The organism is Achromobacter insolitus (assembly GCF_002209555.1).
Classification (GTDB): domain Bacteria; phylum Pseudomonadota; class Gammaproteobacteria; order Burkholderiales; family Burkholderiaceae_B; genus Achromobacter; species Achromobacter insolitus.
This window is the reverse complement of the sequence record NZ_NJIF01000006.1, coordinates 1-25533: the sequence shown is the minus strand read 5'-3', so window position 1 is coordinate 25533 and position 25533 is coordinate 1. Positions and strand designations below refer to the sequence as shown.

The window sequence follows — 25533 nt, the reverse complement described above, 5'->3', positions numbered from 1 at the left end:
CGTCCGGTGTACCGGGTGAATCGCCGCGAATCGCGCGCCACCCAGACCCTTACGAAGGATAGCTTCATGGTTTCCCGAATCTCCCGTTCGCCACGTCTGGCGCGTGATACTGCCGGCCTGGCGTTGCCAGCGGCAATGGCGCGGGCTGCCGGCGTGGCGTTGGCATTGCTGGCTGCGGGGGGACCTCTGCCTCAGGCGATGGCTGCCGATGCCGCGAGCCTTGTTGCGCGCAAGTCCTATGCGATTCCCGCCGGACCCTTGGGCGATGCGCTGGCCCGCTTTGCCGCCGTTGCCGGAGTGCCGCTGTCGTTCGATCCAGCATTGGTGTCTGGCCTGCGCAGCAACGGACTGGACGGCGCTTATACGGTGCAGGAAGGTTTTTCCCGCTTGTTGGCCGGATCGGGCTACGCCTTGTCGGAACAGGGCGGCGGCGCCTATTCCCTGCGTAAGCTGCCACCGGCGGGGGCGGAGGAGTCGGCCACCGTGCTGCCGGCAGTCACCGTGGCAGGCAGCGCGGCAGCCCCCTTTGCATTGCCGGCAGAATACGAAGGCGGCCAGGTTGCCAGGGGCGGCCGGCTGGGGTTGCTGGGCAACCGCGATGTGATGGATGCGCCCTTCAATGTCACGAACTACACCTCGGACTTGATGGCGAACCGCCAGTCGGTGACGCTGGCCGACGCATTGAACGTCGAACCCTCGGTGCGTTTCACCGGCCAGATAGGCGGGGTGACCGACTCGTTCTACATCCGGGGCTTTCCCATCGGCGAAGGCAATCTGGGCGAGATCGCCTTTGATGGGGTTTATGGCGTAGCGCCCAACTATCACGTCTTTACCGATTACATCGAACGGATCGAAGTCCTGAAAGGACCGGCCGCGCTGCTGTACGGTATGTCGCCCAACAGCGGGGTGGGCGGGGTGATCAACATGGTGCCCAAGCGGGCGCTGCCGCGGGACCTGAGCCGCGTGTCCGCCGACTATGCGGGGGATTCGCAATTCGGTGCGCGGGTGGACCTGAGCCGCCGGTTCGGCACGGATGGAGAATGGGGCGTGCGCGTCAACGGCATGCACCGCCAGGGCGATACCCCGCTGGACAACCTGTATTCGCGCACCGACATCGGCGCCTTGTCGCTGGATTATCAAGGCGAACGCTTGCGCGCCTCTCTGGACCTGTTGACGCAACAGGAAAAGATCGACGCTCCCACGCGGCCTTTCCTGGTGGCCGCGGGCATCGATGTACCCCACGCGGCGGACGGGCGGCGCAATGCTACCCAGCCCTGGGGCTGGTGGAAGTCCGATGGCCAATCGGCGCTGCTGCGGATTGAGTACGACATCAGTGATCGCCTGACGGTATTTGCCGACGCGGGCGGCTCGGATACCAGCGTTGCGCGCTTGTCGGATCAGACGCCGACCATCGTCAACGCGGACGGCGATACCGTCGTCACGCCGAACAATTTCCGATTTCAGGTCGACCGCAGCACCTATAACGCCGGGCTGCGCGCCAAGCTGGACACCGGGCCCGTGCGTCATGCCATCAGCTTCATGGGCAGTCTGTACAGCGACCGGAACTCCCAGGCCAGCGTGCTGGGAACGCCGCTTACTTCCAACATCTACCATCCGATCACGCGGCCCGAGCAACATATTCCGGCGCCGGCCAGCGTGCCCAAGATCGCCTCGTCGGACCTGTCCGGCCTGGCGCTGGCCGATACGCTCAGCATCCTGGATGAGCGCGCGCAATTGACCTTGGGCGTGCGCCAGCAGCGTATCGAATCGCGTAACTTCAACGCCGCGACTGGCGCCCGCACGGTCAGCTATGACGAAAAGGCGACCACGCCGCTTGCTGGCATCGTCATCAAGCCCTGGAGCAATGTGTCGCTGTATGCGAACTACATCGAAGGCTTGAGCAAGGGCGACGTGGCGCCCGCCACGGCCTCCAATGCGGGCCAGGTCTTTAAACCCTACAAGGCCAGGCAAAAGGAAGTGGGCGTGAAGGTGGATCTGGACAGCGCCATGCTGACCCTGAGCGCCTTCGAGATCACTAAACCCAGCGGCCAGTTGACCAATGGCGTTTACGGCGTGGACAGCGAGCAACGCAATCGCGGTCTGGAATTCAATCTGGCCGGCGAGCCATGGCGCGGCCTGCGCTTGCTGGGCGGGGTGACTTTGCTGGATGCGGAACTGACACGCGCCGGCAATAGCGCCGTGGTGGGCAACCGGCCGGTGGGCGTGCCCAAGGTGTCGGTGAACCTGGGGGCGGAATGGGATACGCCCTGGGTGGCGGGCCTGACCCTGACGGGTAGCGTGATGCATACCGGCAGCGAGTACATCAACCAGGCCAACACCCAGTCGGTGCCGTCGTGGACCACTTTCGACGTGGGGGCGCGCTACGCCACCAAGGTTTATGGCAAGGACCTCACGCTGCGGGCCAATGTGGTCAATGTATTCAATCGGGCCTACTGGTCGGGCGTGGCTTCGTACGGCACGATTTCCCAGGGCGTGCCGCGCACGCTGATGCTCTCCGCGTCGATGGACTTCTGACGGTATCTTGCTTGTCTCTTGCTGAACTAGGAGGCCAGCAGCCCGCTGATCCGCGCCAGATTGTCCAGGGTGCTGCGCAGGTGGTCCGCCAGCGCGGCGGCGGCTTCCTCGTTGCGCTCGTGTTCCAGCAGATCCAGGATGGCCAGGTGCTGGTCGCAATGCTGTTTGTAGCGGCGGCGGTCCTGCATGGAGCGGTACGACAGCAGCCGGCGCACCCGGTTCACGCGTTTGATGGCGTCGATGAAGAATGGATTGCCCGAGGCTTCCACCAGAGACTCATGAAAGCGCACGCCGCGCTCATGCAACTGGTCGGCGGTGTCGGTACGGATGCCGCCGTCCAGCAGGTGTTTTTCGGCGGCGCGGCAACGCGCCAGCACGTGTTTTTCGATGCGGAAGCCGGGTTCCAACAGCGCTGCGGGTTCCAGCGCCAAGCGCAGGCGATAGGATTGCAGCAGGCTGTCGGGCGTGGTCAGCATGGAAGAGAATTCCCAGCCGTAGCCGGGCCGGCGCTCCGCCCAGCCTTCTTGCGCGATGCGAGCGAGCAAGGCCTGGGTCTGTGCCGTCGACAGGCCATAGCGCGCGCGCAGCAGGGCCTCGCTGCACTGCATGGGGAGTGCCCCCCGCAGCAGTTCATCGGCCAGCTTGAAGTAGCTGTGCGTGACGATGTCGTCCACGGAAGGCGGTGCGAGGTTCTCGCGCAGATCCGCCAGCGTGTCGTGGTCCCGTTCCAGGAAATAGCCGCGGTTGGGTTTGCGCGAGACGATGCCGCGTTGCTCCAGGATACCCAGCGCGTCGTTCACCGGCGAACGCGACAGGCGCAGCCGGTCCGCGATTTTCTGCGCGGTCAGGTGCGCGCCCGCGCAGAGGCGGTCTTCCTCGATCAGCGTCAGGATTCTGGCGACGGTATTGGTGTGGACGCTCATGTGTTGCGGACGGCGGAATGGAGAGTGTCCGTGAGGATAGCGGGAATGACGCCGCCCATGCGCAGCAGCCTGACTTCCAGCCGGGTTTCAACCGCGGCGGTAGCCTGCAGCGTCTCGACGGCGCCATGGGCGCGCAGGATGCGCACCGCCACGGGCATGCGCGGCGATAGGGCGGCGGCCTGGGCGTCTATCTCGATCTGGTCGCCCGGGCGGATCCGCAGCGTGGCCGGCGTGACGCCGGCAGGCAGGCGCAGGGGCAGGACGCCCATGCCGATCAGGTTGGAGCGGTGGATCCGTTCGAAGCTCACCGCGAGCACCGCCCGGATGCCGAGCAGGCGTTGGCCCTTGGCCGCCCAGTCGCGGGAGGATCCCGCGCCATAGCGTTCGCCTGCGACCAGCACCACGGGCTGGCCGGCCCGGGCGTAACGGCCGGCGGCCTCCCAGATCGGCTCCACCCGGCCGCTTGGGGCGTGCAGCGTGTGGCCCACCGGCGCGCCGGGGCAGAGCAGATTGACAAGGCTCTTGCTGTAGAAGGCTGCGCGCAGCATCACCTGCCAGTTGCCGCGGCGCGACGCGAAGACGTTCAGGTCGTTGCGGTCGTCGCCGCGCTCCACCAGGAAGTCGGCGATGAGGCTGTCCGGCGGAATGGCGCTGGCGGGAGACAGATGATCGGTCGTCACGTCATCGCCCAGCACCAGCAGGGGATGCGCGGTGTAGCGGCCCAATTGGCTGGCCTCTTCGGTGCGCGCAAACGGCGGGCGGCGTAACGCGGTGGAGGCCGGGTTCCAGGGAAAGCACGGCGAGTCCGGCGAGTCCAGGGCGTGCCATGCCGGGTTGGCGCTGGCCGATTGGAACGCCGCGCGGTAGTCGGCGGGCTGCTGGCCCGCCGCCAGCGCGGCCTCGATCTCGGCGTCGCCGGGCCACAAGTCGCGCAAGCGGATGGGGCGGCCATCGGGCGCGGTCTGCACGGGGTCGCGGCTGAGGTCGCGTTCGGCATCGCCCGCCAGCGCGAAGGCGATGACAAGCGCTGGGGACATCAGGAAGCCCAGGTCCAGGTCCGGGTGTATGCGGCCGGCGAAGTTGCGGTTGCCGGACAGCACCGCTACCGGGTGGACCGCGCCGGCCGCCATCGCCTCGCGCACGGCGTCGGGCAGGGGCCCGGAATTGCCGATGCAAGTGGTGCAGCCGTAGCCCACGATGTCGAAGCCCACGGCGGACAGGTCTTCCAGCAGGCCGGCGCGCGCCAGATAGGCCGCGGCCGCCGGCGATCCCGGCGCCAGCGAGGTCTTGACCCAGGCGGGCACGCGCAGGCCGGCATGGCGCGCCTTGCGCGCCAGCAGGCCGGCCGCTGTCAGCAGACGTGGGTCCGTTGTGTTGGTACAGCTGGTGATGGCGGCAATCGCGACCGCGTAGCGAGGCAAGGCGCCGGCGAAAGCCGCTGGCGCGTCCGCCAGTCCTGCCAGGATCGCTTTGGTATGGCCATAGGGATGCAGGTCTTGCGGCCGACGGGGCCCGGCTACATGCATCTGCACCTGATCCAGCGCGATGTCGATGACGCGGCTATAGCGCGGTTCGGCGGCTGGATCGAAGGCGATGCCGACGCGTTCGGCGTAGGCCTGCACCTGTGCGATCAGCGACTCGGGCCGGCCCGTCTGGCGCAGATAGGCCAGCGTTTCCGTGTCGATAGGAAAATAGCCCGTGGTAGCGCCATATTCCGGCGCCATATTGGCGACCACGCAGCGGCTGCCCGCCGGCAGCGTGGCCACGCCCGGACCGAAGAACTCCACGAATTCTCCGGAAACCTGGATCTCGCGCAGGCGCTGGGTGACGGTCAGCGCCAGGTCGGTGGCGCTGACCCCGGCCGCCAATGCGCCGGTCAGGCGCACGCCGATCACATCGGGAATGCGCAGCAGGGTGGGCATGCCGAACATCACCGTCTGGGCTTCCAGCCCGCCCACGCCCCAGCCCAGCACACCGATGCCGTTGACCATGGGCGTATGGCTGTCGGTGCCTATCATCATGTCCGGATGCAGCGTGACGCCATCGGTGCCCTCCTGTCCGCAGACCACGGTGGCCAATTGTTCCAGGTTGATGGTGTGCATGATGCCCGTGCCCGGCGGATGGATGCGCACGTTGGACAAGGCCTTGGAGGCCCAGCGCAGGAACCGGTAGCGCTCCGCGTTGCGCTGCAGGTCGAGGTCCAGGTTCAGCGCCGCGGCGTCCGGGCGGGCATAGGATTGCACGGCCAGCGAATGGTCGACCGACACGTCCACCGGCAGCACCGGGTTCAGCGCCGTGGGGTCCACGCCGGCCTCGGCCAAGGCATCGCGCATTCCGGCGATATCGACCAGCGCGGGGGTGCTGGTCGTGTCATGCATCAGTACCCGTCCGGGCAGGAAGGCGATTTCCGCTTCGCTGGTGCCGCGCTCCAGCCACCCGAACAACGCCGTGGCCGCCGCGTCGCGCTCCGCGTCCCGCATGTTGCGCAGCGCGTTTTCCAGCAGCAGCCGCAGCACTACCGGCAGCCGGAAGTATTCCGCCCCGTACATGCCGGGCAGGTCCAGATAGGTGTAACGGATGCCATCAAGGGTGAAGGCGGCGTGGCGGGGCGTGGCGGAAATGGTCATGCCGCTTATTTTGCATTTTGAATATTTAAAATGCAATATAAGCGAAGGGCACGGACGCTGCTTCAAGTATGCTTACCGGCTTCCTCGACACCCCAAAGCCCTCTGCAATGACTGATTTTCCCTTCGATGCCGTGCTGTTCGACTGCGATGGCGTCCTGGTCGACTCCGAACCCATCACCAGCCGTGTGCTGACCGAGATGCTCAATGAACTGGGCTGGGGCATCACGCATGCGGAAACCATGCAGATCTTCACGGGCAAAGCCGTCAGGGACGAACTGCCGCTGATCGAGTCCCGCACGGGCGCCACGATCACGCCGGAGTGGTTCGACCAGTTCCGCCAACGCCGCAACGAGGCACTGGACAGGGACCTGGTCGAGATTCCCGGCGCGCCGGATGCGGTGCGGGCCCTGCATGTGGCCTTGGACGGCCGCATTGCCGTTGCCTCGGGAGCCGACCGCCGCAAGGTGGAACTGCAGCTGGCCAAGGTCGGTATTGCCGACTGCTTCCGCGAGCGGGTCTTCAGCGGCCATGAAATGCCGCGCAGCAAGCCCTACCCGGATGTGTACCTGGCGGCCGCGCAGGCGCTGGGTGTCGATCCCAGGCGGTGTGCCATCGTGGAAGACACGGTGACGGGCGCCACGGCCGGGGTGGCCGCTGGCGCCACGGTATTCGGTTACAGCCCGGACGCCAACGGCCATAGCGGCGCCGAGGCTTTGCGCAACGTGGGCGTGGCCCACGTGTTCACCGACATGAACGCGCTGCCGGGGTTGCTGGCGGCTTGGCGGGCGGCGGCCTAGGTCCGGGCGCGCTGGCTCCCGCTCAGCGCGCGTACTGTTCGCCGCCGTCCAGATCGATCACCGTGCCGCTTAGGTAGCCCGCGCGCGGGGACGCGCCGAACACGATCATGTCCGCCACTTCGCCGGGTTCCATCAGCCGGCCGAAAGGCAGGTCCGACAGCGTTTCCTGCCAGCGGTTTTCATCTCCCCAGCGCGCCTGAGCCCGCTGTTTGGCCAGCGTCAGCACGCGGTCGGTGCGGGTGCGCGAGGGGTTCACCCCAAAGACCCGCACGCCGTGGCGCGGAGCATCCCCGCCCAGCGCGCGCGTGAAGGCGATGAGCGATGCATTGGCCGCCGCCCCACAGATGTAGTCGGCGCGCGGGGCGGAGCCCGCCATGCCGATGATATTGGCGATCACGCCCGCTCCGGCGTCGCGCATGCGCGGGTAATAGAGGCGGGCCAGATCGATGTAGCCGTGGACCTTCAGTTCCCAGCCGGCGCGCCAACGCTCGTCCTGCACCTGGTCCAGGGCGCCGCCGGGCACTGCGCCGGCGTTGTTGACCAGGATGTCTATGTCGCCCGCTTCCTGGGCAAGGCGTTGGGCGGCGCCGGCCTGCGCCAGGTCCAGCGTGACGGCTCGCGCCTGCTTACCGGTCTGTTCGCGGATCGCCTGGGCCGCCGCGCCGAGCGCCGCGTCGTCACGGGCCACCAGTATCGGTTCGGCGCCTTCGCGGGCGAAGGCGAGGGCGCATGCCAGGCCGATGCCCTTGGATGCGCCCGTGATGAGCACGCGTTTACCGCCTAGCTGCAAATCCATGAAACCCTCCGGTCAGTTTCGTCCGCGACGCCGCGTGACGCCAGCTCGGTTGTAAACCAGTTGTGCCTACATGTGCCAGTGCGTGCGCAGCATGGCGGCAGCGTCGTGGCGCCTGCTATGCTGGCCCGACTCTTTCCCACGAGGAGCCGGCGATGACGGAAATCTGGCTGGAAATCTGGTCCACGGTGCGCAGCGAATTCGCCGACATTCCGGATGTCGGGGAGGCGACCCGCATCGTGCTCCGCCTGGGCATGGCCATGCTGCTGGGCGGCATGCTGGGCTACGAGCGCGAACGCAGCGGCAAGGACGCAGGCCTGCGTACCCACATGCTGGTGGCGCTGGGGGCCGCGATCTTCGTGCTGGTGCCGCTGCAGGGCGGCATGGAGGTCGGCGACCTGAGCCGGGTGCTGCAGGGCGTGATCGCCGGCATCGGTTTTCTGGGCGCGGGCGCCATCATCAAGTTGAGCGACGAGCGCGAGATCCGCGGGCTGACGACGTCGGCCGGCATCTGGATGACGGCCGCGATTGGCGTGGCGGCGGGCATGGGGCGCGAAGCGACGGCCGTGGTCAGCACGGTGATGGCGCTATTCGTGCTGGCGGTGCTGCGGCGCGTCGAGGCGCGCATTGCCGCCAGAAAGGAGGCCAGCGTCATTGCCACCGACAACAAATAAGTCCGGCGCGGCGTCTCAATTGCCGCCGGACACCTCGATGAAGGAGCCGCTGGTGTAGCCGGCTTCGTCCGAGAACAGCCACATGACGGCGCCCGCCACTTCCTCCACCGTGCCGCCGCGGCGCAGCGGGATAACGCCCTTCAGGCGGTCGACGCGGCCTGGCTCGCCGCCGCTGGCGTGCATATCGGTGTAGATGGTGCCGGGACGCACGCCGTTGACGCGGATGCCTTCGGGCGCGACTTCCTTGGACAGGCCGATGGTCATCGTGTCCATGGCGCCCTTGGATGCGGCGTAGTCCACGTACTCGTTGGGCGAGCCCAGGCGAGCCGCCGCGGACGACACGTTGACGATGGCGCCGCCCTGGCCTCCATGCCGCGTCGACATGCGGCGCACGGCTTCGCGGGCGCACAGGAAGGCGCCGATCACATTGGTGGACAGCACGCGCAGCAGGCGGTCGGCGCTCATCTGGTCCACGCGCATCTGCTGCTCCAGGATGCCGGCGTTGTTGACCAGCGCATCGATGCGGCCCAGCTGTTGGTCCAGTTCGCCATACATGCGCAGCACCTGGTCCTCTTGCGAGACGTCGGCCTGCAGCGCGACGGCGCGGCCGCCGCCTCGCACGATTTCCTCGACCACCGCGCGCGCGGCGTCGGCGTTGGAATGGTAGTTGACGCCCACCGCGTAGCCGCGGCGGGCAGCCAGCTTGGCGACGGCGGCGCCGATGCCGCGGCCGCCGCCGGTGACGAGCATGATCTTGGACATGGTTTGCTCCTGATGGGCTTACACCTTAGCAGATGGCGGCGGACTCAGATCCAGACGTCATTGGGGGCGCTGCGATCGCCGCCCTGGTCGCCGGTGTTGCGTACGCCGCGCGGCTCGATCAACAGCATTTTGACTTCCTTGGGCGCACAGGGCTTGTGCTCCACGCCCTTGGGGACCACGGCCATTTCGCCGGGGCCCAGGTCGATGTGGCCCTCGCGCAGTTCGATGCGCAGATGGCCCTCGATGACGATGAAGGTTTCGTCGGTGTCGGCGTGGCTGTGCCACACGAATTCGCCCTGTATTTTCACCAGCTTGAACTGGTAGTCGTTCATCTCCGCGACGACTTTGGGCATCCATTGTTCGGAAAACAGCGCCAGTTTTTCGGCGAAGTTGATGGGAAGGATATCGGGCATGGGGAGGCCTGCGGGCGGGGTTGAGCAGACCCTAGGATAGAAGGCCGGGCGGGCGTCGTCTTGTACGATCGTGCAGCCTTGCGCGTGGGGGCTGGCGGCTCAGCGGCGCAGCATCCGGCGCCAGCGGTCGGGCGCCATGCCGTAGGTCTGGGCATGGCGGCGCGTCAGGTGGCTCTGGTCGGTGAAGCCCGACGCGGCGGCCGCTTGCGCCAGCGGCATGCCGGCGGCAATCAGGCGCCGCGCCTCGTCGAGGCGGCGCAGCATCACGTAGCGATAGGGGCTGGTGCCGAACAGCGCGCGGAAGTCGCGCGACAGGCTCCAGCGGTCCTTGCCCGCGGCCGCTGACAGCTGGTCCAGGGTGATGGACTGTTCGAGGGAGGCGTGGATGTACTGGCGGGCGCGCTCGGCGGCGGCGTAGTCGGCGCTGCGGCGCCCGGGCTTGCCACCGGCCGCGGCGCACAGGGCATGGCTCAGCTCGTACAGCGCGTCGTCTTCCTGCAGCGGGTCGATCGGATCATGCGTGTCCCGCAGCAGGCTGGCGCTGGCTGCGTACAGGCGCGGATCGGCCGAGATGCCGCCCGGGATGAACGGCAGCGGCCGTCCGCCCAGGATCTGCTGGATGAGTGCCGGCTCGACGTAGATCATGCGGTAGTGGAAACCGGCCTCTGTCCCTGCCTGGCCGTCGTGGGCTTCGTCGGGATGCAGCACGATGGTGCCGCCGGGCAAACTGTGACGCAGTCCGCGGCGGTAGTGGAAGCTCTGCACGCCCGACAGCGTGCGGCCGATGGCGTAGGTGTCGTGGCGGTGCATGCCATAGCCGGAGCCCCCGAAATAGGCCTCGATGCGCTCCAGCTGGCCCGAGGGCGCGGCGCGCAGTATCCAGTCTTGTTTCAATCGGCCTCCCGCAGCAGCCTCAGTCCCACCAGAGGATAGCGCGTTTCCTGGGTGTTCCAGTTGCGGTAGGAGGCCCGCGTGTAGAGCGCCCAGGTATGCCAGGAGCCGCCGCGCCGCACGCGCACGTTGCCGCTGGCGGGGCCCTGGGGGTCATCCACAGGGGAATGCGCGTAGTAGTCCTCGCCATACCAGTCCGAGACCCACTCCCAGGCATTGCCGTGCATGTCGTACAGGCCGAAGGCATTGGGCGCGTAGCTGGCGACCGGGGCGGTGAAGGCATGGCCGTCGGCGCGGGCGGAGGCATGCGCCTGCCATTTGGGCCAGAGCGGCGCGGCGTCGGCGTCGAAGCCGTTGCCGACGTCGGGCATGGCGGCGGGATCGTCGCCATTCTGGTAGCGGGTGCGTGTGCCGGCGCGGCAGGCGTATTCCCATTCTGCCTCGGTGGGCAGGCGGTAGACCTTGCCTTCGGTCTGGGTCAGCCAGCGCGCCAGCGCCGTGGCGTCGTTCCAGCTGATGTTGACCACGGGATGGTCGTCGCCTTGCGCGAAGCCCGGATTGCGCCAGGAGTAGCGGCGGTCACGGCCTTCGAAGGCATCGCCGCGCTCGGATTTGTCGGGGTCGTACTGCGGGTTGTAGCCATAGCCGCCCGTGCCGTCGGCCTCCGACTCCGGCACGTAGCCGGACGCCTCGATGAAGCGGCGGAACTGGCCCACGGTGACCTCGGTGCGTTCCAGGTAGAACGGGCGGGTGATGCGCACCGTATGCACTGGCGCTTCATCGGATAGCTGGGCGTAGCGGTCCGGCGGGTAGAGCGGATAGTCGCGCGCCAGCGCCTCGGGCGTCTCGTCGCTGCCCATCTGGAAGCTGCCGGCCGGCACGCGGACAAAGGTCATGCCGAGTGAATTTTCGATCAGGGCGGGCGGTTCATCCGACCAGGAAGGCGCCGATACGAGGGTGCAGAGCAAAGCCAGGGCGGTGCGTGTGCGCATGGGAATCCGGTAGGCGGAGCATGAGGGGTGCGCAATAGTAGAGCCGTCGCTTGCGCCCGGCCAGACGCGGGGAACCCTCATGCCGCGCTCAGCCGGCGCGGCGGATGGTGAAGTTGATACGCTGGCTGCCCAGCCGCGGATGCGGCAGATCCTTGATTGGCATGATGCCGTGGTAGCGCAGCCGGTCGACCCCGCCCCACACGACCACGTCGCCATGGAACAGCGGTGTGCGGCTGGCCTTGTCCGCGCGCTGCTCGCCGCCGAAGAGGAACATGGCGGGCATGCCCAGCGATACGGAGACGATGGGCGCGCCGTAGTCGCGTTCGTTCCTGTCCTGGTGCAGCGACAGGCGCGAGCCTGGCTCATAGCGGTTGACCAGGCAGGCGTCCGGCTCGAAGCCGGGAAAGCCGGCCTCGGCCGCGGCGGCCTGCGCCAGCAGCATGAAGGCCGGGGGCATGGCGGGCCAGGGTTGGCCGGAGAGCGGATCGGTGCGCGTATAGCGGTAGCCGCGCGCATCGCTGGTCCAGCCCAGCTGCCCGCAATTGGTCAGCGCCACTGACATGGTGTAGCCGCCGGGGGTTTCCATGTGCCGGAAGGGCGCCTGCGCGGCCACCGCATCGACTCCGGCGAGCAGCGCGTCCATCATGGGCAGGGCAAAGCCGCGCAGCACCAAGGATTGCGGACCGAGCACGACGCGTCCGCCTTGTACGGCGCCGTCGTCGCCGTCTTCGCCAAACAGGTCCAGGTTGGTAGTCATGCCAGCCTACAGCAGCGGTTCCAGCGGCAGCAGCGACACGAACCAGACCGACAGGCGTTGCCACACGGTGGTGCCGGGCTCGGTGTCGTGCCGTATGGTGTCGCCGTTGCGCTGTTCCAGCCAATAGAGCTGGCCCTTGTCGTCCAGGCAGACGCGGTAGGCGGATCTGGGGATGTCCTTGTCGAAGGCGTCGGCGATGTGGCGCGCCAGCGTGGGGCTGTCTATGACGAAGCCCAGCTCGGTGTTGAGCTTGGCCGAGCGCGGGTCGAAGTTGAAGGAACCGACGAAGATGCGCCTGCCGTCGACGGCGAAGGTCTTGGCGTGCAGGCTCGAGCCCGAGCTGCCAAAGGGGCCCATGCTCTTGTTGCGTTCGACTTCGGCGCCCATGCGCTTCATTTCGTAGAGTTCCACGCCGCTGGCCAGCAGGTCCTTGCGGCGCTTGGCGTAGCCGGAATGCACCACGGCGACGTCCGTCGCTTCGAGCGCATTGGTGAGGACCTTGACCTTGACGCCGCTACGCGCCATTTGGCCGAAGGACTCAGTGCCGACGGCGGTGGGCACGAAATAGGGCGACACCAGTTCGAGATCGGTGGTGGGCGTGCCCAGGATTTCATGCAGCTGATGCGGCAGCATTGCTTCGGGCGGCGCGGTGCCCAGTGTTTTGCGCGGATCGTCGCTGACCATGCGCGTATCGGCCCATTCCAGCGTCAGTTCGCCGCGCAACAGTTGCTGGATGAAGGGCAGCTTGCGCATGGCTTCGGCATAAGCGGCGGCTTCCGGAGATCGCTCGACCCGCGCCGCGGCCTGTTCCAGCTCGTCCAGTTCGCCCGGGTCGGTTTTTTTCAGCAGCCGGTCCACCGGATAGGCCGAGTCGCTCGCCCAATACCGGTCGAAATCCACCGATACATCGTTGACGACGGCGCCGATGGACAGCACGTCCAGGTCGGTGAACAGCACGCCGCTGGCCGCGCCGAAGTATTCGTCGCCGATGTTGCGGCCGCCGATGATGGTGGCCTGGTTATCGGCCGTGAAGGACTTATTGTGCATGCGGCGATTGAGCCGGCGGAAGTCCGTCACGTAGCCCAGCGGCTTGGGCCAGCGCAATACGAAGGGGTTGTACAGCCGCACCTCGATGTTCGGGTGCGCGTCCAGCGCGGACAGTTCTTCGTCCAGTCCGGAGGTGCCGTTGTCGTCCAGCAGCAGCCGCACGCGCACGCCGCGGTCGGCGGCTTCGTGCAGCGCCTCCAGCAACATGGTGCCCGTCATGTCCTTGTGCCAGATGTAGTACTGCACGTCCAGGCTGCGCTGGGCGGCGCGCGCCAGCAGCATGCGGGCGGCGAAGGCATCATAGGCGTCGGGCAGGGGATGGATGCCGGACTTGCCGGGATGCCCGGCTGCCAGCGGCGCGATGGCCCGGCCCAGGGCGGTATCTTGCGATGCCTCGGGCGTCAGGGCGCGGGATACGCTGCGGTTGTCCAGCGGCGGCAAGCCGCAGCCGCTCAGCAGGCTCAGGCAAAGAGTGGTCATCATCAGGGGTTTGGCCAGGTGCATGACCCGTATTGTGCCGAAATCGGGGCGCGGGCTCGATTTGGCCCTGTCCAATGCGCCTACTCACAATGATCTTGACGGTTTTCCGTATTTGAGAGAAATTCTCTTATATGGAAAACAGCCCGATATCCGAAGCTGATCTGGACCGCCGCATCGCAGGGCGGCTCAAGGCGTTGCGCCAGGAACGCAATTGGTCCCTGGACGAGTTGGCCGCTCGCGCGGGCCTCAGCCGCGCCACCTTGTCCCGCCTGGAAAACGCGGAAGTCAGTCCCACCGCCAGCGCCCTGGGCAAGCTGTGCTCTGCCTACGGCCTGACCATGTCGCGCCTGATGCTCATGGTCGAGGATGACTTCGTGCCGCTGGTGCCCCAGCAGGCGCAAACCGTGTGGGTCGACGGCAGCGCCGGCTTTCGCCGCCGCTCGGTGTCCCCGCCCGCGCAGCAATTGGCGGGCGAGGTGCTGGCGTGCGAATTGGCGCCCGGCGCGCGCATCGCATACGAGCGCTCGCCCCGGCCGGGACTGGAACATCACCTGCTGATGCTGGAAGGCGAACTGGCCATCACCGTCGACGGGCAGGCGCACAGCCTGTCGCAGGGCGACTGCCTGCGCTACCAGCTGTTCGGCGCCAGCGAATTCTCAACCCCGCCGCATTGCGGCGCCCGCTATCTGCTCTTTATTGTCTGAGCCCGCCATGTCCTATCCGAATCCCGAATTGATACTGCTGTCGGCGCAGTCCGCCGACGCCCTCGTGCCCGATTTGGCCGAACTGCTGCGTGCCTGTGTGCAGGGTGGCGCCAGCGTCAGCTTCGTGCTGCCGTACTCCTCCGAGGACGCGCAGGCTTTCTGGCGCGCCAAGGTGCTGCCGGCGGTCGCCGGGGGCAAGGCGGCGCTGTGGGTGGCGCGGCAGGACGGACGCGTGGCGGGATCGGTGCAGCTGGATTGGGATACACCGCCCAATCAGCCGCACCGCGCCGAAGTGCGCAAGTTGCTGGTGCATCCGGATTTCCGCCGCCGCGGCATTGCGCGCGCCTTGTTGGCGGAGGCGGAATCCATGGCGCGGCGCCAGGGCCGCAGCCTGCTCACGCTGGACACGCGCACAGGTGATAGCGCCGAGCCGCTGTACGCGTCCCAGGGCTACCAGACGGTGGGAGTGATACCGGGATTCAGCCGCGATCCGCATGACGCCGCCAAGCTGGACGGAACCACCATCATGTACAAGCAGCTGTCGTAGGCGCCGCCAGACGGCGGCCGGGTCAGGCCAGCGGCTTGATGCCCACGGTGTAGGGTGGAGCATTGCCCCGCGCCGGGGCCTTGATCTTGAGCATCGAGCCGCCAGGCGTGAACTCGAATTCCTGGTAGGGCACTTCGAACCATTGGTGGAAGCTGGTGCGCGAGAATTCCGGCACCCAGACCTTGGCGCGCTTGGGGTCGCAATGGAACTCGACCAACGTGCGGTCGATGCCCAGCGGACGGGTGTTGCCGATGCGGTAGCTGACTTTCAGCTCGGCGCGTTCGGTCGAGCCGGGGTGCCAGGCCAGGCCGACGGATTCCATGAATTTTTCGATCGCCTCGATACCGCGATGCATGACTGACTCCGAATGCGGGCGGGCGCAAGGCCCAAAAAAACAGTGCCGCTTCCCGCAGTGTCGCGGAAAACATCCGAATTATCCGTCATTCCCGCCTTGGGCGCCTCCAGGCTTGCATGCCATCAATCGCCGCCATTGAACAAAGCAAATGGACGGCGCGCGCCCAGGCCCGCACCATGGCAGCCATGTCCTCTATAAGACCTGCGCGGCCCGCGCGGGTCCGGACGCAATATCCAAGGAATCATCATGGCAAATTTCATCCTGGCACTCGTCAACGCGGAACTCTCGCTCTTCGGCGTGGAAACGCCTGGCACGGCGGTGGAGCAGCCGGCCGCGCCGCGGACCGCGAGCGCGCCCGCCTTCGATAGCGAGCACTACCGCAGCGCGCTGGGCTGAGCGCGGAACACAGCGTTGCAGGAATAGGCAGGTTTCACGCAAGAACGAGCCTGTACGCGCCGGCTTGCGATTCTTACCATCTCTTCCGAGGTCGAGGCGGTGCGTCCATGGCGGACGCGCCGCCCCCGCCACGCTGCCGGGCGCGTAGGCGGCAGCGCACGCAAGGGAAGGAATCGCATGAATACCGAAAAAATCTGGTTTGTGACGGACGCATCCTCAGGGCTGGGCCTGGTCTTGGTGAAGATGCTGCTGGACTTGGGCCACAAGGTGGCGGCGACGTCGCAGGACGGCGATGCGCTGCTGGACGCGGTAGGAGCCAAGCTGGAAGGCCAGTTCCTGCCCCTGACGGTGGATCTGGCGGACGAGCGCAAACTGCGGCGCGCCGTGGACGCCACGGTTGCGGCTTTCGGCGGGCTGGACGTGGTGGTGAACAACGCGGGCCATGGGTTGCGGGGCGCACTGGACAGCTTGCCGGATGCAGACTTGCGCAGCACTTTCGACATTAATGTGTTCGCCACGCTGAACGTGATCCGCGCTGTGTTGCCGCACATGCGCGCGCAGCGCAGCGGGCATGTGTTCAACATCTCGTCCATTCTCGGATTCGATGGCGGCCGCGTCGATTGGGGCGCCTACAGCGCAGCCAAGTTTGCGGTCAGCGGCCTGACCGAAGCGCTGGCGGCGGAGACCGAGCCTTTCGGCATCCGGGTGTCGCTGGTGTATCCGGGCGCGATGCATGCGGCCGCGGGAGGGGGCGACGCGCCCGAACAGGCGGCGCGCAATGCACCGGCGCGCGACTCGGATGGCGACCCCGCCAAGGTGGCGCGAGCGCTGATCAACGCGGCGCAAGCGCAGTACGCGCCCCTGCACCTGTTCCTGGGACGCGATGCCTTCGATCAGGCCCGCGCCAAGATCCAGTCGGTGCAGCAGGAGTTGGCGCGCTGGCGCGAGATGTCCGTGTCGATCGGCTTCGTGGACGAAAGGCGTTTGGCCGCTTGATTGCCGGTATCAGGCTGTCCAGCCCTGGGCGGCCTGATAGGCGCCCAGCAGCGCCAGGCTCACCATGAAGCAGCGCTTGAATACCTGCGGCGACATCCTGCCGCGCAACCAGGTGCCCAGCGCCATGCCGGCCAGCGCGGGCAACAGCATCAGCACGGATGCGCCGGCCGCCTCGGGCGAGTAGCTCCCGTTGATGGCGAGGCCCACGGCCAGCGCCACGGTGGACACCGTGAACGAAATGCCCATCGCTTGGATCAGGCCGTCCTTGCCCAGGTTCAGGGCTTGCAGATAGGGCACGGCGGGAATCACGAACACCCCCGTCGCGGCCGTGATGAGGCCGGTGACGACTCCGACCGCCAGACCCGTCAGTCCTGCGTGACGTTGCGGCGCGCTGGGGGGCGAGCCGAACAGGCCCCAGGCGGCATAGGCCACCAGTGCCAGGCCCAGGCACACGCTTGCCCACTGGCCCGAAGGCGGCCCCAGCCACAGCGCGCCGCCTATGGTGCCTGCGCAGACACCCGCCTGCATGGCGCCGATGCGGCGCAAGACTCGCGGCAGCGTGGGCCACGGCCGGGCCTGCCAGAGATTGGTGATCAGGGAGGGCACGATCAACAGCGCCGCGGCCTGGGCCGGAGCCATGACCAGCGCCAGCATGGCCATCGAGATGGTGGGCAAGCCCAGGCCCACGACGCCTTTGACCACGCCGGCCAGTATGAACACGGATAGGGTGATCGCGATCAACGCTGGCGTGCCGCCGGGAAGCAGATCAGGAAAACTCATGCTGGCTCGCAGTGGGCGGTGAGGCCCGTGCGGGGCCGGCCGAACAGGGCATAGGCTACGTCGTCCGTAGCGGCGCCGTCCTGGCGGGCGGCCAGCAATAGCCACCGTCGCCCTTCGCACAGGTCGGCGCGCACCGATTCCCCGTACAACGCCGGTCCGCCGAGCAGCGCAATTCCCAGCATGCGCTGCGCGGCGGCGTGGCCGTCGCTTGCGGCTGCGCGCAGCCATTGCGCCATGGCGGCGTAGTCGCCCACGGTCTGGGCCTCCAACGCAAGCGCGTATTTCTGTGCCGGCGTTGTGTGCGGGTCCAGGCTGCTGGCTTCGGCCATGCCTGAGCCATGCAAGGCCAACGCCAGCAGAGCCAGGGCGGACCGGTGCGCCAGCGCGGAGCGCGGATTCAAGGTTTTCATGGATTTTCCCCGGAAAATAGGTGCTCGGGGTTCATTGTCCTTCCCCGGAAGTGAAGCGCATATCGGGAAATTGCATAGCGACCCTATGGTTGGGCCTGAGGGTCCGCGTGCTACGCTTGGGGCATGCGATTCGATCTCACCGATTTGCGGCTGTTCCTCAATGTGCAGGAAACCGGCTCCATCACGGCTGGGGCCAGGCGTTCCCATATGACGCTGGCCTCGGCCAGCGAACGCATACGCGGCATGGAGGACACGCTGGGCGTGCCGCTGCTGCTGCGTGAGCCGCGCGGGGTCGAGCCTACGCCGGCGGGCCGCACGCTGGCGCACCACGCGCGCGTGGTGCTGGCGCAGATGGACCGCATGCGCGGTGAACTGGACCACTACGGGCAGGGATTGAAGGGGCATGTGCGTGTGCTGTGCAACACCACGGCGTTGAGTGAATACCTGCCGCCGGTGTTGGGCGCCTTTCTCAAGGACCATCCCCGCGTCTCAGTGGACCTGGAGGAACGCCTGAGCCATGAGATTGCCGACGCGTTGCGCGCGGGCACCTGCGACATCGGCGTGCTGGCGGATTCCGCCGACCTGCACGGCCTCAGCACGCAGACCTTTCGCCATGACCCGCTGACGCTGATCGTGCCGCCGGACCACGCGCTGGCCGGACGCCCGTCGGTGCTGCTGGCTGATGTGGCCGACCAGGAATTTGTCGGGCTGGTCGAGGGCAGCGCCTTGCAGGAACACATTGCGCATCACGCGCGCCGAGGCGGCAAGGCCTTGTCGTACCGCGTGCGGCTGCGCAGCTTCGACGCCGTGTGCCGGATGGTGGGGCAGGGAGTAGGCATAGGCATCGTGCCGCGCGTGGCTGCGGCGCGTTATGGCCGGACGGCGGGCGTGCGGCGTGTAGCCCTGGCCGATGACTGGGCCGCGCGCGACCTGGTGCTGTGCGTGCGCGACACCCTGCCGGCCTACGCGGCCGAGCTGGTGGCGTACGCCCTGCGCGACGCCCCGGCGCCATAGCGCGCTAGGGGCGCGCGAACAGCCCGCGCTTGCGCAAAGGCGCGCGATCGAACCAGGAGCCTGAAGCGATGGCGCCCAGGATGACCAGGCCATAGACGCACATCGCCACGGCCGCAATCGCGAAGAACAGGCTCAACGATCCCGTCAGGCGCAAGGCGATGGCGCCGGCGCCGATGGCGAGCAGCAAGCGCAGAAAACCCGCGATCAGCGGCCATTTCAGGCGGCCCGCGCCTTGTGAAGCGAAGTACATCGAGAAGCCCAGGGCGAAGAAGCCGTAGACCGGGCCGACGGTGCGCAGGTAGCTGGCGCCGGCTTCCAGCATATGGTCCTGCGCGCCGAACAGGCGCAGCCAGGCCTCGGGGAAGAACGCCGCCGCCAGTCCGATGGTCTCGGCCAGCACAAAGGCCATGGCGCCTCCGGTCAAGGCGATGCGCAGCGCGCGTTCGGGCTGGCCCGCGCCGATGTTGGATCCCACCATCGCCACCATGGGCGCGCCGAGTCCGAAGGCAATGGGCATCAGCAGGTATTCCAGGCGGACCGCGATGCCATAGCCGGCGACCGCGGCCGTGCCGGCGTATGCGCCAACCAGCGCTGCCGTCAGGGCCACCAGGGCGTTGGTCAAGAGCGGGTTGATGGTGGCCAGCGCGCCCACGCTGAGTATGTTGCGCATCAGGCCCGGATACAGGCGGCTGGGCACCAGCCGCGCCGCGTTGCGCCCGCTGGCGCAGTACAGCCCCAGGATCAGCGTGCCCAGGGCGTAATAGATGACCAGCGCCCAGCCGCCTCCGGCCACGCCCAAGGCGGGAAACGGCCCCCAGCCGAAGATCAGGCAGGGCGATAGCGGGATCAGCAGCAGGGCGCCGCCGCAGATCACGGCGCCGGGCACGAGCATGTTGCCGGTGCCGCGGATGGCGCTGGCGAACGCATTCATCAGCCACATCAGGACGATGCCGCCGAAGATGACGTCGGAATAGGCCAACGCCGCCTCCAGCGCCTCGCCCTCCGCGCCCAGCGCTCGGTACAGGCGCGGACCGCCAAGCAGCAACAGCGCGCAAAAGCCCAGGCCCAATAAGCCATTGAGCACCACGGCATGCAGCACCAGCTGGTCGGCCTCGCGTTGTCGGCCGCCGCCCAGGGACCGGGCCACCGCAGCCGAGATGCCGCCGCCCATTGCGCCTTGCGACATGTTCTGCATCAGCATCAGCACGGGCACCACCAGGGCGACCCCCGCCAGCACGGGCGTGCCCAGGCGGGCCAGGAACCACGTTTCGATCAAGCCGGTGGAGGATTGCGCCAGCATCATCAGGATGTTCGGCCATGCCAGCCGCGCCAGCGTGGGCGCGATGGGTGCATGGAGCATGGCGTGCAGGCGCGCGTTGGCGGGGCGGGGAGGCGGGGACGCGGACATGGCAGGAAGCCTGAGGATGGCGTCCGGATATTTATGTGCATATGCCAATAAAAGTCAAGATTGGGCTAGACTGGAACCCGGCCCGGCGGTAGCGTTTAGTCCTTGCCGCCCAACACTTATTGCGCCTGTCATGTCCGACGAACAGCCTTCCGTCCCCGCCGCCTCCATTGCGCCCGACCCGCTCGTCTGCAACGGCGCCGCGCTGCGCAAGGCGACACGGCGCGTGTCCCAGTTGTACGACACGGTGCTGGCGCCTTGCGGCCTGAAAGTGTCGCAGCATTCCATCCTGGTGCACATCGCGCGCGCAGGCACGCCGTCCATGACGGACCTGGCGCGGATCATGGTGCTGGACCGGTCGGCGCTGGCGCACAACCTCAAGCCGCTGGAGCGCGATGGCTACGTGCAGATGTCGCGCGATCCCCTGGATGGCCGCAGCCGGCGGGTGGCCCTGACGGATGCCGGCCGCGCCAAGCTGGCGGAGTCCCGGCGGTTGTGGAAGGAGGCGCAGCGCCGCTTCGAGTCGGCCTACGGCCCCGAGCGGGCGGCCGCGCTACGGCGTTCTCTGGCCGATATCTTTTCCGACGAATTCGCTCTGGCGTTCAGCCGCGGCTAGGATCCGCGCGGGCTCCATCGTCGTGACGAGCCTGCGCTGCGGCGGCGGCCTGTCTGCTGCGTGTACGAATGCCGGACCAGGCCAGCGTCATCACTGCGCCAAGCACGCAGGCCATGCCCGCCACTTGCGCGTAGGCCAAGGATTCACCCAGCAGTCCGGCGGCCAGCGCCACGGCCGATACCGGCGCCAGCGCGGTGAACAAAGCGGCCTCGGCGCCCTGCACGCGGGCCGCGCCGGCGTACCAGAGCAGGAAGCCGCCCACGGTGGGCACCAGCGCGTAGTAGGCCACCGCCGTCAGGGCCGGCAGGGGCAAGGACAGGCTCCAGGGGGCTTCCGCCATGCTTGCCAACGCCGAGAACGCGAGGCCGAAACCCGTCATGAGCGTGGACAAGGCCAGCGGCGCCACCGGCTGGCGCAGCCGTTTATTGAGCAGGATGAACAACCCTTCGCACAGCACGGCGCCCAGGATCAGCGCATTGCCGGATAACGAGTGCGCGCCGCCCGTATCGGCTGAATGGCGCATCATCAGCCAGACGCCCAAGCCCGCTGCGGCAATGGCGGCCAGCGTGGCCTTGGCCGGACGTTCGCCCAGCAGCACGATGGCGATAGCGGCGGAAACCAGCGGGAGGGTGCCCAGGATGATGCCGCCATCGACGGCCGACGCGCGTTGCAGGCCGGCGATCAGCAACGTGGTGTAGCCCACGCTGCCGGCGGTGGCCTGGGCCGCCAGCAGCAGCCAGTCGCGCCAGCACAGCCGTGGCAGGCGCGCGCCGGTGAATGCCATCAGCAGAATGAAGCAGGGCAGGGCAATGGCAAAGCGCAAGGCGGTCGCGGTGAAGGGCGGCAAGCCCGATCCGATGATCTTGCTGGCGGCCACCGTGCTGCCTACCAGCACCATGGCCGCCGCCAGATAGCAATAGCCCTGCATGCGATTGTTCATGACCCGATTCGCGCCCGATAGGAGTAAGGCGCACAGGCTAAGCGACCGGTCCGGGGCGGGTCTTGAACGAAATTGCAGCGCTCAGCCGGCGGCCAGCGCGTAGCGGCGCGGCGACACGCCATAGGCGCGCACGAACAGGCGGGTCATATGGCTCTGGTCGGCGAAACCGACCGTGGCGGCGGCGTCGGCCAGGGACGAGCCCCGGCGGATCAGGCTGCGGGCGAGCAGCAGCCGGCGCTGAATCTGGTACGCGTGGGGCGTGAGGCCGGTTTCGCGGGCAAAGGCCCGCAGCACCTGATAGCGGCTCAGCCCGCAGGCTGCGGCCAGGTCGGCCAGCGACAACAAGGCGGCCGGGTCATCGTCGATCAGGGCGCGCGCGTGGCGGATGGCGTCGGGCGCGGCGCGTGGGCGGGGGGGCAGGCGCGCCGCGTCGCGGCCGCGCGCCTGGGCCAGGATGCGCAGCAGCAGCGCTTCGCAAGCCAGAGGCGCGGCGCCGGCGGTGGCCTCGGCATACAGCGCCAGGACGTCGCGCGCCAGCGCCGGGCGGTCTTGCGCGGGATGTTCGAATTCGTAGCTCTGGCTGCCTGCGTCCAGTTCCGCCGCAGCCTGGGCAATGACCTCGGGATCCAGGTACAGCATCTGCCAGGCGCGCCCGTGATCGCCGATGGGGGCGCCGTCATGCACTTCGCCGGGGTTTACCGTGATGACGTGGCCGGGGCCGGCCTCGACCTGCCCGCGGCCGCTGTGCGAGACCTGGGCGCCCAGGCGCATTACGCCTATGCCGAATTGCTCATGCGTATGGCGCGCGAATGCATGTCGGCTGTGCGCGGCCACGGCCTGCACGCCGGCGAGCGCACTGCGTTGCATGACGAACTGGCCTGAATTCATGGGCGGGAATGGGGGTGGGGCCTGCATGCAGTATCGCCCGCGCATCCCGGGGGGATCAAGCGGGTCGGCGTTCAGGCTACTGCAGCCCGTTCCACCGAGCGACCGAGGGTTCGGCCGCGGCCCACTTCCACTGGCCGCCCGGCTGCTGACAGATCATGCTGGAGTAGGCGGGCGCGGGGGCATCCTTCTGCTCCACCGTGAACAGCACTTCGCGGCAATGGGCCAGCGGTGTGGCGATGTCGCGCACTGCCTGGATGCTGCCGCGCTCGTTGCCCACTGGAAGCGCATGGCGGATTTCCCATTGGCGGACCTCGCCGACGGCCAGCGCGCCGGCGGCGTTGGCCATGACGTTCTGCTGGTCGTTCTTCCATTCGCGCAGCACGTATTTCACGGTGGCGTCCACGGCGGCCTGCACGGTGACGCCGATGGCATAGCCCGCTACCGGATTGGCGGTGGCGGCGCCGCTGACCGTGCCGACGACGGCGCCGGTCGCCCCGCCGATCGAGGAACTCTGGCAGCCGGCCAGGCCCAGGCAGGCGGCCAGCGCCAGCAGACTCGCGGCGCGCCTCACTGCAGCGAGCCCCAGCGGGCCGTGGCGGGTTCGGCGCTGGCCCAGCGCCAGTGCTCGCCGTCGCGGCAGACGGTGGTGACGTAGAACTCGCGTTGGGGATCGGCGCCGGCCTTGTCGGCGGGCGTATCAATCGAGAAGACCACTTCCTTGCATTCCAGGTTCACCCCGCCGATCAGGCGGCTGACGGTGACCTGGCCCCGGGCGTCGCTTTCGATGGGCAACTGGTGCTTGACTTGCCAGTTGGCCACCTTGCCTACCGCCAGCGGGCCGGCGGCCATGGCAATGGCATCCTGCTCTTCGCCGCGGGTCTTGCGTTGCGCGTAGGCCAGCGCGGCCTTGGCGCCGGCTTGCACGCCTAGGCCGATGCCGGTGGCCACCGTGGCGTTGTCCGTGACCTTGTTGGCGATGGCGGTGCCGGCGATACCGGCCGCGGCGCCCGTGCCTTCGTTCAGCAGCGAATTGCAGCCGGACAATCCGGCGAGCGCGGCGAACATGACGAGGGCGATCGCGCCGCGGCCCGGGTTGATAGGCGGAAGTGTGAACAAACTGCGTGCCCTCCTGCTTGTTGCTTGGCGCGGGAAGTATAGGAGGGCGTGCGGCCGCAGAGCGAGCGCATTTGCATTTGTTGGCAATTTTCCCGGCGCGGGCGCGGTTCAGGCGGGCGGGCGCGCGCCTTTGGTATAGGCCTCGCGCAGCGCGGCGGCGAACAGGGCGTCCACGTTGCGGCGCAGTCCGTCCGCGCGCGTGAACAGCGCGATAGGCGGGAGGGTCCAGTCAAAGGAATACGGCACGATGGCCGCTCCCGCAATGCGCACCAGTTCGTCGGCGATGTCGGCGGGCAGGATGGCGACGGCGCGGTCGCTGGCCACGATCATTTCCCCGATCAGCTTGGAGGAGTCGCTCTGTACCGAGGGCGTCGGGGGCGCCAGGCCTGCGCGCAGGAAGATCTCGGAAACCTGTTCGCGGATCGGGCTGTCGGGCGTGCCCAGGATCCAGTCCAGGTCGGCCAGCCGGTTCCATTCCAGCCGCGAGCGACCCAGGCGGGCAGCCAGCCGGCGGCTGGCGATCAGGCGCGGCTGTTGGTGGTAGAGCACCTCGAAACCCAGGTTGTCCATGTCCACCGAGGGCGTGGCCCAGCCCACCACCATGTCCAGCGTATGGTCGCGCAATTGGCGTAGCAGCGCCGGCCCCTGGCCCTCGTGGATGGTGGCGGTGATCCGGCGGCCCGCCGGCCGCGTGCGCCCGATGGCGGACGACAGCATCTGCCCGGATACGAACGGAATGACGCCGATGTGCAGATGGGCTGCATGGCCGGCCGCGACGGCTTCCATCTCCTGGACCAAGTGCCCCAGATCGTGGACCAGGGCGCGGGCCCGCGCCAGCACCACCGCGCCCAGGGGCGTCGGTGTCATGCCGCGCACCGAGCGTTCGAACAGGGGCACGTCGAACATGCTTTCCAGTTCCGCCAGGGCATTGGTGACGGCTGGCTGGCTGGTGGCCATGTGCTCGGCCACCCGGGTCAGCGAACCGTGCTGCTCGATCTGCAGCAGCAAGACCAGATGGCGCATTTTCAGCCGCGAGGTCAGTTTCCGGATGACGAGTTCCGGATCAAAGGCTGTCATAGGCAATGCATAAGATAAAGGTTATGGAACAATATTAAAGTTGAATGATCTGATTATGTATTGGAGCCTAGAATTTTTCCTATATCAAGACTAGGAGGCTCTGCCCCATGAATACGCAATCGGACCGCCAGGCAGCACTGGACTATCACGAGTTCCCCACCCCGGGGAAGATCTCCGTCGTGGCGTCCAAGCCGCTGGTCAACCAGCGGGACCTGGCCCTGGCGTATTCGCCCGGGGTGGCGGCAGCCTGTGAAGAAATCGTGGCCGATCCGGCCAATGTGTACCGGTACACCGGCCGCGGCAACCTGGTGGGCGTGATCACCAACGGCACCGCGGTGCTGGGCCTGGGCAACATCGGCGCGCTGGCTTCCAAGCCCGTGATGGAAGGCAAGGCGGTGCTGTTCAAGAAGTTCGCCGGCCTGGACGTGTACGACATCGAAATCAACGAGACCGACCCGGACAAGCTGGTCGAGATCATTGCCGGCCTGGAAGCCACCTTCGGCGGCATCAACCTCGAAGACATCAAGGCGCCGGAATGCTTCACCGTCGAGCGCAAGCTGCGCGAACGCATGAAGATCCCCGTCTTCCACGACGACCA

The 25533-nt window shown here is 67.6% G+C and carries 27 protein-coding genes and 1 pseudogene; 10 read left to right on the top strand and 18 right to left on the bottom strand.

What is annotated here, in order from left to right; genetic code table 11:
- Positions 1-66 precede the first annotated feature (66 nt).
- The gene (locus CEY08_RS19345) at positions 67-2535 is read left to right on the top strand and encodes a TonB-dependent receptor (RefSeq protein WP_076815234.1); all 2469 of its coding nucleotides are present in this window, start codon (positions 67-69) and stop codon (positions 2533-2535) included.
- Between the two features lie 26 nt (positions 2536-2561).
- On the opposite strand, the gene CEY08_RS19340 is transcribed toward CEY08_RS19345, so the two are convergent.
- Positions 2562-3458, bottom strand: coding sequence for a GntR family transcriptional regulator (locus tag CEY08_RS19340; protein WP_076815232.1), 897 nt, complete (start codon positions 3456-3458; stop codon positions 2562-2564).
- A complete protein-coding gene (gene acnA / locus CEY08_RS19335; RefSeq protein WP_076815230.1) occupies positions 3455-6085 on the bottom strand; it encodes an aconitate hydratase AcnA in 2631 nt (876 codons plus the stop codon). Before acnA ends, CEY08_RS19340 begins: the two co-directional genes overlap by 4 nt.
- A 107-nt stretch (positions 6086-6192) precedes the next feature.
- Here acnA and CEY08_RS19330 point away from each other — a divergent pair, with 107 nt between their 5' ends.
- Positions 6193-6882, top strand: coding sequence for an HAD family hydrolase (locus tag CEY08_RS19330; RefSeq protein ID WP_042794917.1), 690 nt, complete (start codon positions 6193-6195; stop codon positions 6880-6882).
- 22 nt (positions 6883-6904) lie between these two features.
- Here CEY08_RS19330 and CEY08_RS19325 read toward each other — a convergent pair whose 3' ends face one another.
- Positions 6905-7678, bottom strand: a complete 774-nt coding sequence (locus CEY08_RS19325; RefSeq protein WP_063640214.1) for an SDR family oxidoreductase — start codon at positions 7676-7678, stop codon at positions 6905-6907.
- A gap of 152 nt (positions 7679-7830) precedes the next feature.
- Between CEY08_RS19325 and CEY08_RS19320 the strand changes: the two genes are divergently transcribed.
- Positions 7831-8349: an MgtC/SapB family protein gene (locus tag CEY08_RS19320; protein WP_042794916.1), complete on the top strand. Its 519-nt coding sequence runs from the start codon at positions 7831-7833 to the stop codon at positions 8347-8349.
- Positions 8350-8364: 15 nt separating this feature from the next.
- Here CEY08_RS19320 and CEY08_RS19315 read toward each other — a convergent pair whose 3' ends face one another.
- The 6 genes from CEY08_RS19315 to CEY08_RS19290 form a co-directional block, all read right to left on the bottom strand.
- A complete protein-coding gene (locus CEY08_RS19315) occupies positions 8365-9111 on the bottom strand; it encodes an SDR family oxidoreductase (protein WP_063960273.1) in 747 nt (248 codons plus the stop codon).
- A gap of 44 nt (positions 9112-9155) precedes the next feature.
- Positions 9156-9524 (bottom strand): cupin domain-containing protein, encoded by a 369-nt coding sequence (locus CEY08_RS19310; RefSeq protein WP_042794914.1) that lies wholly within the window; start codon positions 9522-9524, stop codon positions 9156-9158.
- A 99-nt stretch (positions 9525-9623) separates the two neighbouring features.
- Entirely contained in the window at positions 9624-10418 is a 795-nt protein-coding gene (locus CEY08_RS19305; protein ID WP_076815228.1) for an AraC family transcriptional regulator, read from the bottom strand.
- Positions 10415-11407 carry a formylglycine-generating enzyme family protein gene (locus tag CEY08_RS19300; RefSeq protein ID WP_088607764.1) on the bottom strand — a complete coding sequence of 331 codons (993 nt, stop codon included), beginning with the start codon at positions 11405-11407 and terminating at the stop codon, positions 10415-10417. The genes CEY08_RS19305 and CEY08_RS19300 overlap by 4 nt, the downstream gene beginning before the upstream one ends.
- An 88-nt stretch (positions 11408-11495) precedes the next feature.
- A complete protein-coding gene (alkB, locus tag CEY08_RS19295) occupies positions 11496-12164 on the bottom strand; it encodes a DNA oxidative demethylase AlkB (protein WP_042794912.1) in 669 nt (222 codons plus the stop codon).
- A gap of 6 nt (positions 12165-12170) precedes the next feature.
- The gene (locus CEY08_RS19290; protein ID WP_088607763.1) at positions 12171-13715 is read right to left on the bottom strand and encodes a phospholipase D family protein; all 1545 of its coding nucleotides are present in this window, start codon (positions 13713-13715) and stop codon (positions 12171-12173) included.
- 107 nt (positions 13716-13822) lie between these two features.
- Between CEY08_RS19290 and CEY08_RS19285 the strand changes: the two genes are divergently transcribed.
- Both CEY08_RS19285 and CEY08_RS19280 read left to right on the top strand, forming a co-directional pair.
- A complete protein-coding gene (locus tag CEY08_RS19285; RefSeq protein ID WP_076815226.1) occupies positions 13823-14395 on the top strand; it encodes a helix-turn-helix domain-containing protein in 573 nt (190 codons plus the stop codon).
- A gap of 7 nt (positions 14396-14402) precedes the next feature.
- On the top strand, positions 14403-14942 hold the full coding sequence (locus tag CEY08_RS19280; RefSeq protein WP_076815224.1) for a GNAT family N-acetyltransferase: 540 nt from the start codon (positions 14403-14405) through the stop codon (positions 14940-14942).
- A 22-nt stretch (positions 14943-14964) separates the two neighbouring features.
- Here CEY08_RS19280 and CEY08_RS19275 read toward each other — a convergent pair whose 3' ends face one another.
- Positions 14965-15297 (bottom strand): hypothetical protein, encoded by a 333-nt coding sequence (locus CEY08_RS19275; protein ID WP_063640219.1) that lies wholly within the window; start codon positions 15295-15297, stop codon positions 14965-14967.
- Positions 15298-15543: 246 nt separating this feature from the next.
- Between CEY08_RS19275 and CEY08_RS29995 the strand changes: the two genes are divergently transcribed.
- Together CEY08_RS29995 and CEY08_RS19270 are read left to right on the top strand one after the other, a co-directional pair.
- Complete coding sequence (locus CEY08_RS29995) at positions 15544-15693, top strand: hypothetical protein (RefSeq protein ID WP_164793141.1); 150 nt, start codon at positions 15544-15546, stop codon at positions 15691-15693.
- A 177-nt stretch (positions 15694-15870) separates the two neighbouring features.
- Complete coding sequence (locus CEY08_RS19270; protein WP_076815222.1) at positions 15871-16689, top strand: SDR family NAD(P)-dependent oxidoreductase; 819 nt, start codon at positions 15871-15873, stop codon at positions 16687-16689.
- A gap of 9 nt (positions 16690-16698) precedes the next feature.
- Here CEY08_RS19270 and CEY08_RS19265 read toward each other — a convergent pair whose 3' ends face one another.
- Together CEY08_RS19265 and CEY08_RS19260 are read right to left on the bottom strand one after the other, a co-directional pair.
- Positions 16699-17469: a sulfite exporter TauE/SafE family protein gene (locus CEY08_RS19265; protein ID WP_088607762.1), complete on the bottom strand. Its 771-nt coding sequence runs from the start codon at positions 17467-17469 to the stop codon at positions 16699-16701.
- Entirely contained in the window at positions 17466-17879 is a 414-nt protein-coding gene (locus CEY08_RS19260) for a hypothetical protein (RefSeq protein WP_076815220.1), read from the bottom strand. Before CEY08_RS19260 ends, CEY08_RS19265 begins: the two co-directional genes overlap by 4 nt.
- A 123-nt stretch (positions 17880-18002) precedes the next feature.
- Here CEY08_RS19260 and CEY08_RS19255 point away from each other — a divergent pair, with 123 nt between their 5' ends.
- Entirely contained in the window at positions 18003-18893 is an 891-nt protein-coding gene (locus tag CEY08_RS19255) for a LysR family transcriptional regulator (protein WP_076815218.1), read from the top strand.
- 4 nt (positions 18894-18897) lie between these two features.
- On the opposite strand, the gene CEY08_RS19250 is transcribed toward CEY08_RS19255, so the two are convergent.
- On the bottom strand, positions 18898-20301 hold the full coding sequence (locus CEY08_RS19250; protein WP_076815216.1) for an MATE family efflux transporter: 1404 nt from the start codon (positions 20299-20301) through the stop codon (positions 18898-18900).
- Positions 20302-20431: 130 nt separating this feature from the next.
- On the opposite strand from CEY08_RS19250, the gene CEY08_RS19245 reads away from it, so the two are divergent.
- Complete coding sequence (locus CEY08_RS19245; RefSeq protein WP_042794906.1) at positions 20432-20914, top strand: MarR family winged helix-turn-helix transcriptional regulator; 483 nt, start codon at positions 20432-20434, stop codon at positions 20912-20914.
- On the opposite strand, the gene CEY08_RS19240 is transcribed toward CEY08_RS19245, so the two are convergent.
- The 5 genes from CEY08_RS19240 to CEY08_RS19220 all read right to left on the bottom strand — a co-directional run bounded on the left by CEY08_RS19240 (position 20901) and on the right by CEY08_RS19220 (position 24935).
- On the bottom strand, positions 20901-21854 hold the full coding sequence (locus tag CEY08_RS19240) for a DMT family transporter (RefSeq protein WP_076815214.1): 954 nt from the start codon (positions 21852-21854) through the stop codon (positions 20901-20903). The two genes, CEY08_RS19245 and CEY08_RS19240, sit on opposite strands and share 14 nt — an antisense overlap.
- A gap of 81 nt (positions 21855-21935) precedes the next feature.
- Entirely contained in the window at positions 21936-22742 is an 807-nt protein-coding gene (locus CEY08_RS19235) for an AraC family transcriptional regulator (protein ID WP_076815212.1), read from the bottom strand.
- Between the two features lie 76 nt (positions 22743-22818).
- Complete coding sequence (locus CEY08_RS19230) at positions 22819-23313, bottom strand: hypothetical protein (RefSeq protein WP_082884547.1); 495 nt, start codon at positions 23311-23313, stop codon at positions 22819-22821.
- Entirely contained in the window at positions 23310-23807 is a 498-nt protein-coding gene (locus tag CEY08_RS19225) for a hypothetical protein (protein ID WP_376785090.1), read from the bottom strand. The genes CEY08_RS19230 and CEY08_RS19225 overlap by 4 nt, the downstream gene beginning before the upstream one ends.
- Before the next feature lie 159 nt (positions 23808-23966).
- Complete coding sequence (locus CEY08_RS19220) at positions 23967-24935, bottom strand: LysR substrate-binding domain-containing protein (protein WP_063640227.1); 969 nt, start codon at positions 24933-24935, stop codon at positions 23967-23969.
- Between the two features lie 107 nt (positions 24936-25042).
- Here CEY08_RS19220 and CEY08_RS19215 point away from each other — a divergent pair.
- Positions 25043-25533 (top strand): annotated as a pseudogene (locus CEY08_RS19215) (NADP-dependent malic enzyme); the annotation flags it as partial.

Bases quoted from the DNA above. Each gene is read 5' to 3' on its own strand.
- CEY08_RS19330 (WP_042794917.1), top strand. From the start codon at position 6,193: ATGACTGATTTTCCCTTCGATGCCGTGCTGTTCGACTGCGATGGCGTC.
- acnA (WP_076815230.1), bottom strand. From the start codon at position 6,085: ATGACCATTTCCGCCACGCCCCGCCACGCCGCCTTCACCCTTGATGGC.
- CEY08_RS19315 (WP_063960273.1), bottom strand. From the start codon at position 9,111: ATGTCCAAGATCATGCTCGTCACCGGCGGCGGCCGCGGCATCGGCGCC.
- CEY08_RS19220 (WP_063640227.1), bottom strand. From the start codon at position 24,935: ATGACAGCCTTTGATCCGGAACTCGTCATCCGGAAACTGACCTCGCGG.
- CEY08_RS19270 (WP_076815222.1), top strand. From the start codon at position 15,871: ATGAATACCGAAAAAATCTGGTTTGTGACGGACGCATCCTCAGGGCTG.
- CEY08_RS19255 (WP_076815218.1), top strand. From the start codon at position 18,003: ATGCGATTCGATCTCACCGATTTGCGGCTGTTCCTCAATGTGCAGGAA.
- CEY08_RS19345 (WP_076815234.1), top strand. From the start codon at position 67: ATGGTTTCCCGAATCTCCCGTTCGCCACGTCTGGCGCGTGATACTGCC.
- CEY08_RS29995 (WP_164793141.1), top strand. From the start codon at position 15,544: ATGGCAAATTTCATCCTGGCACTCGTCAACGCGGAACTCTCGCTCTTC.
- CEY08_RS19245 (WP_042794906.1), top strand. From the start codon at position 20,432: ATGTCCGACGAACAGCCTTCCGTCCCCGCCGCCTCCATTGCGCCCGAC.
- CEY08_RS19250 (WP_076815216.1), bottom strand. From the start codon at position 20,301: ATGTCCGCGTCCCCGCCTCCCCGCCCCGCCAACGCGCGCCTGCACGCC.
- CEY08_RS19325 (WP_063640214.1), bottom strand. From the start codon at position 7,678: ATGGATTTGCAGCTAGGCGGTAAACGCGTGCTCATCACGGGCGCATCC.
- CEY08_RS19320 (WP_042794916.1), top strand. From the start codon at position 7,831: ATGACGGAAATCTGGCTGGAAATCTGGTCCACGGTGCGCAGCGAATTC.
- CEY08_RS19290 (WP_088607763.1), bottom strand. From the start codon at position 13,715: ATGCACCTGGCCAAACCCCTGATGATGACCACTCTTTGCCTGAGCCTG.
- CEY08_RS19265 (WP_088607762.1), bottom strand. From the start codon at position 17,469: ATGAGTTTTCCTGATCTGCTTCCCGGCGGCACGCCAGCGTTGATCGCG.
- alkB (WP_042794912.1), bottom strand. From the start codon at position 12,164: ATGACTACCAACCTGGACCTGTTTGGCGAAGACGGCGACGACGGCGCC.
- CEY08_RS19300 (WP_088607764.1), bottom strand. From the start codon at position 11,407: ATGCGCACACGCACCGCCCTGGCTTTGCTCTGCACCCTCGTATCGGCG.
- CEY08_RS19235 (WP_076815212.1), bottom strand. From the start codon at position 22,742: ATGAATTCAGGCCAGTTCGTCATGCAACGCAGTGCGCTCGCCGGCGTG.
- CEY08_RS19260 (WP_076815220.1), bottom strand. From the start codon at position 17,879: ATGAAAACCTTGAATCCGCGCTCCGCGCTGGCGCACCGGTCCGCCCTG.
- CEY08_RS19340 (WP_076815232.1), bottom strand. From the start codon at position 3,458: ATGAGCGTCCACACCAATACCGTCGCCAGAATCCTGACGCTGATCGAG.
- CEY08_RS19285 (WP_076815226.1), top strand. From the start codon at position 13,823: ATGGAAAACAGCCCGATATCCGAAGCTGATCTGGACCGCCGCATCGCA.
- CEY08_RS19225 (WP_376785090.1), bottom strand. From the start codon at position 23,807: ATGTTCGCCGCGCTCGCCGGATTGTCCGGCTGCAATTCGCTGCTGAAC.
- CEY08_RS19240 (WP_076815214.1), bottom strand. From the start codon at position 21,854: ATGAACAATCGCATGCAGGGCTATTGCTATCTGGCGGCGGCCATGGTG.
- CEY08_RS19275 (WP_063640219.1), bottom strand. From the start codon at position 15,297: ATGCATCGCGGTATCGAGGCGATCGAAAAATTCATGGAATCCGTCGGC.
- CEY08_RS19280 (WP_076815224.1), top strand. From the start codon at position 14,403: ATGTCCTATCCGAATCCCGAATTGATACTGCTGTCGGCGCAGTCCGCC.
- CEY08_RS19310 (WP_042794914.1), bottom strand. From the start codon at position 9,524: ATGCCCGATATCCTTCCCATCAACTTCGCCGAAAAACTGGCGCTGTTT.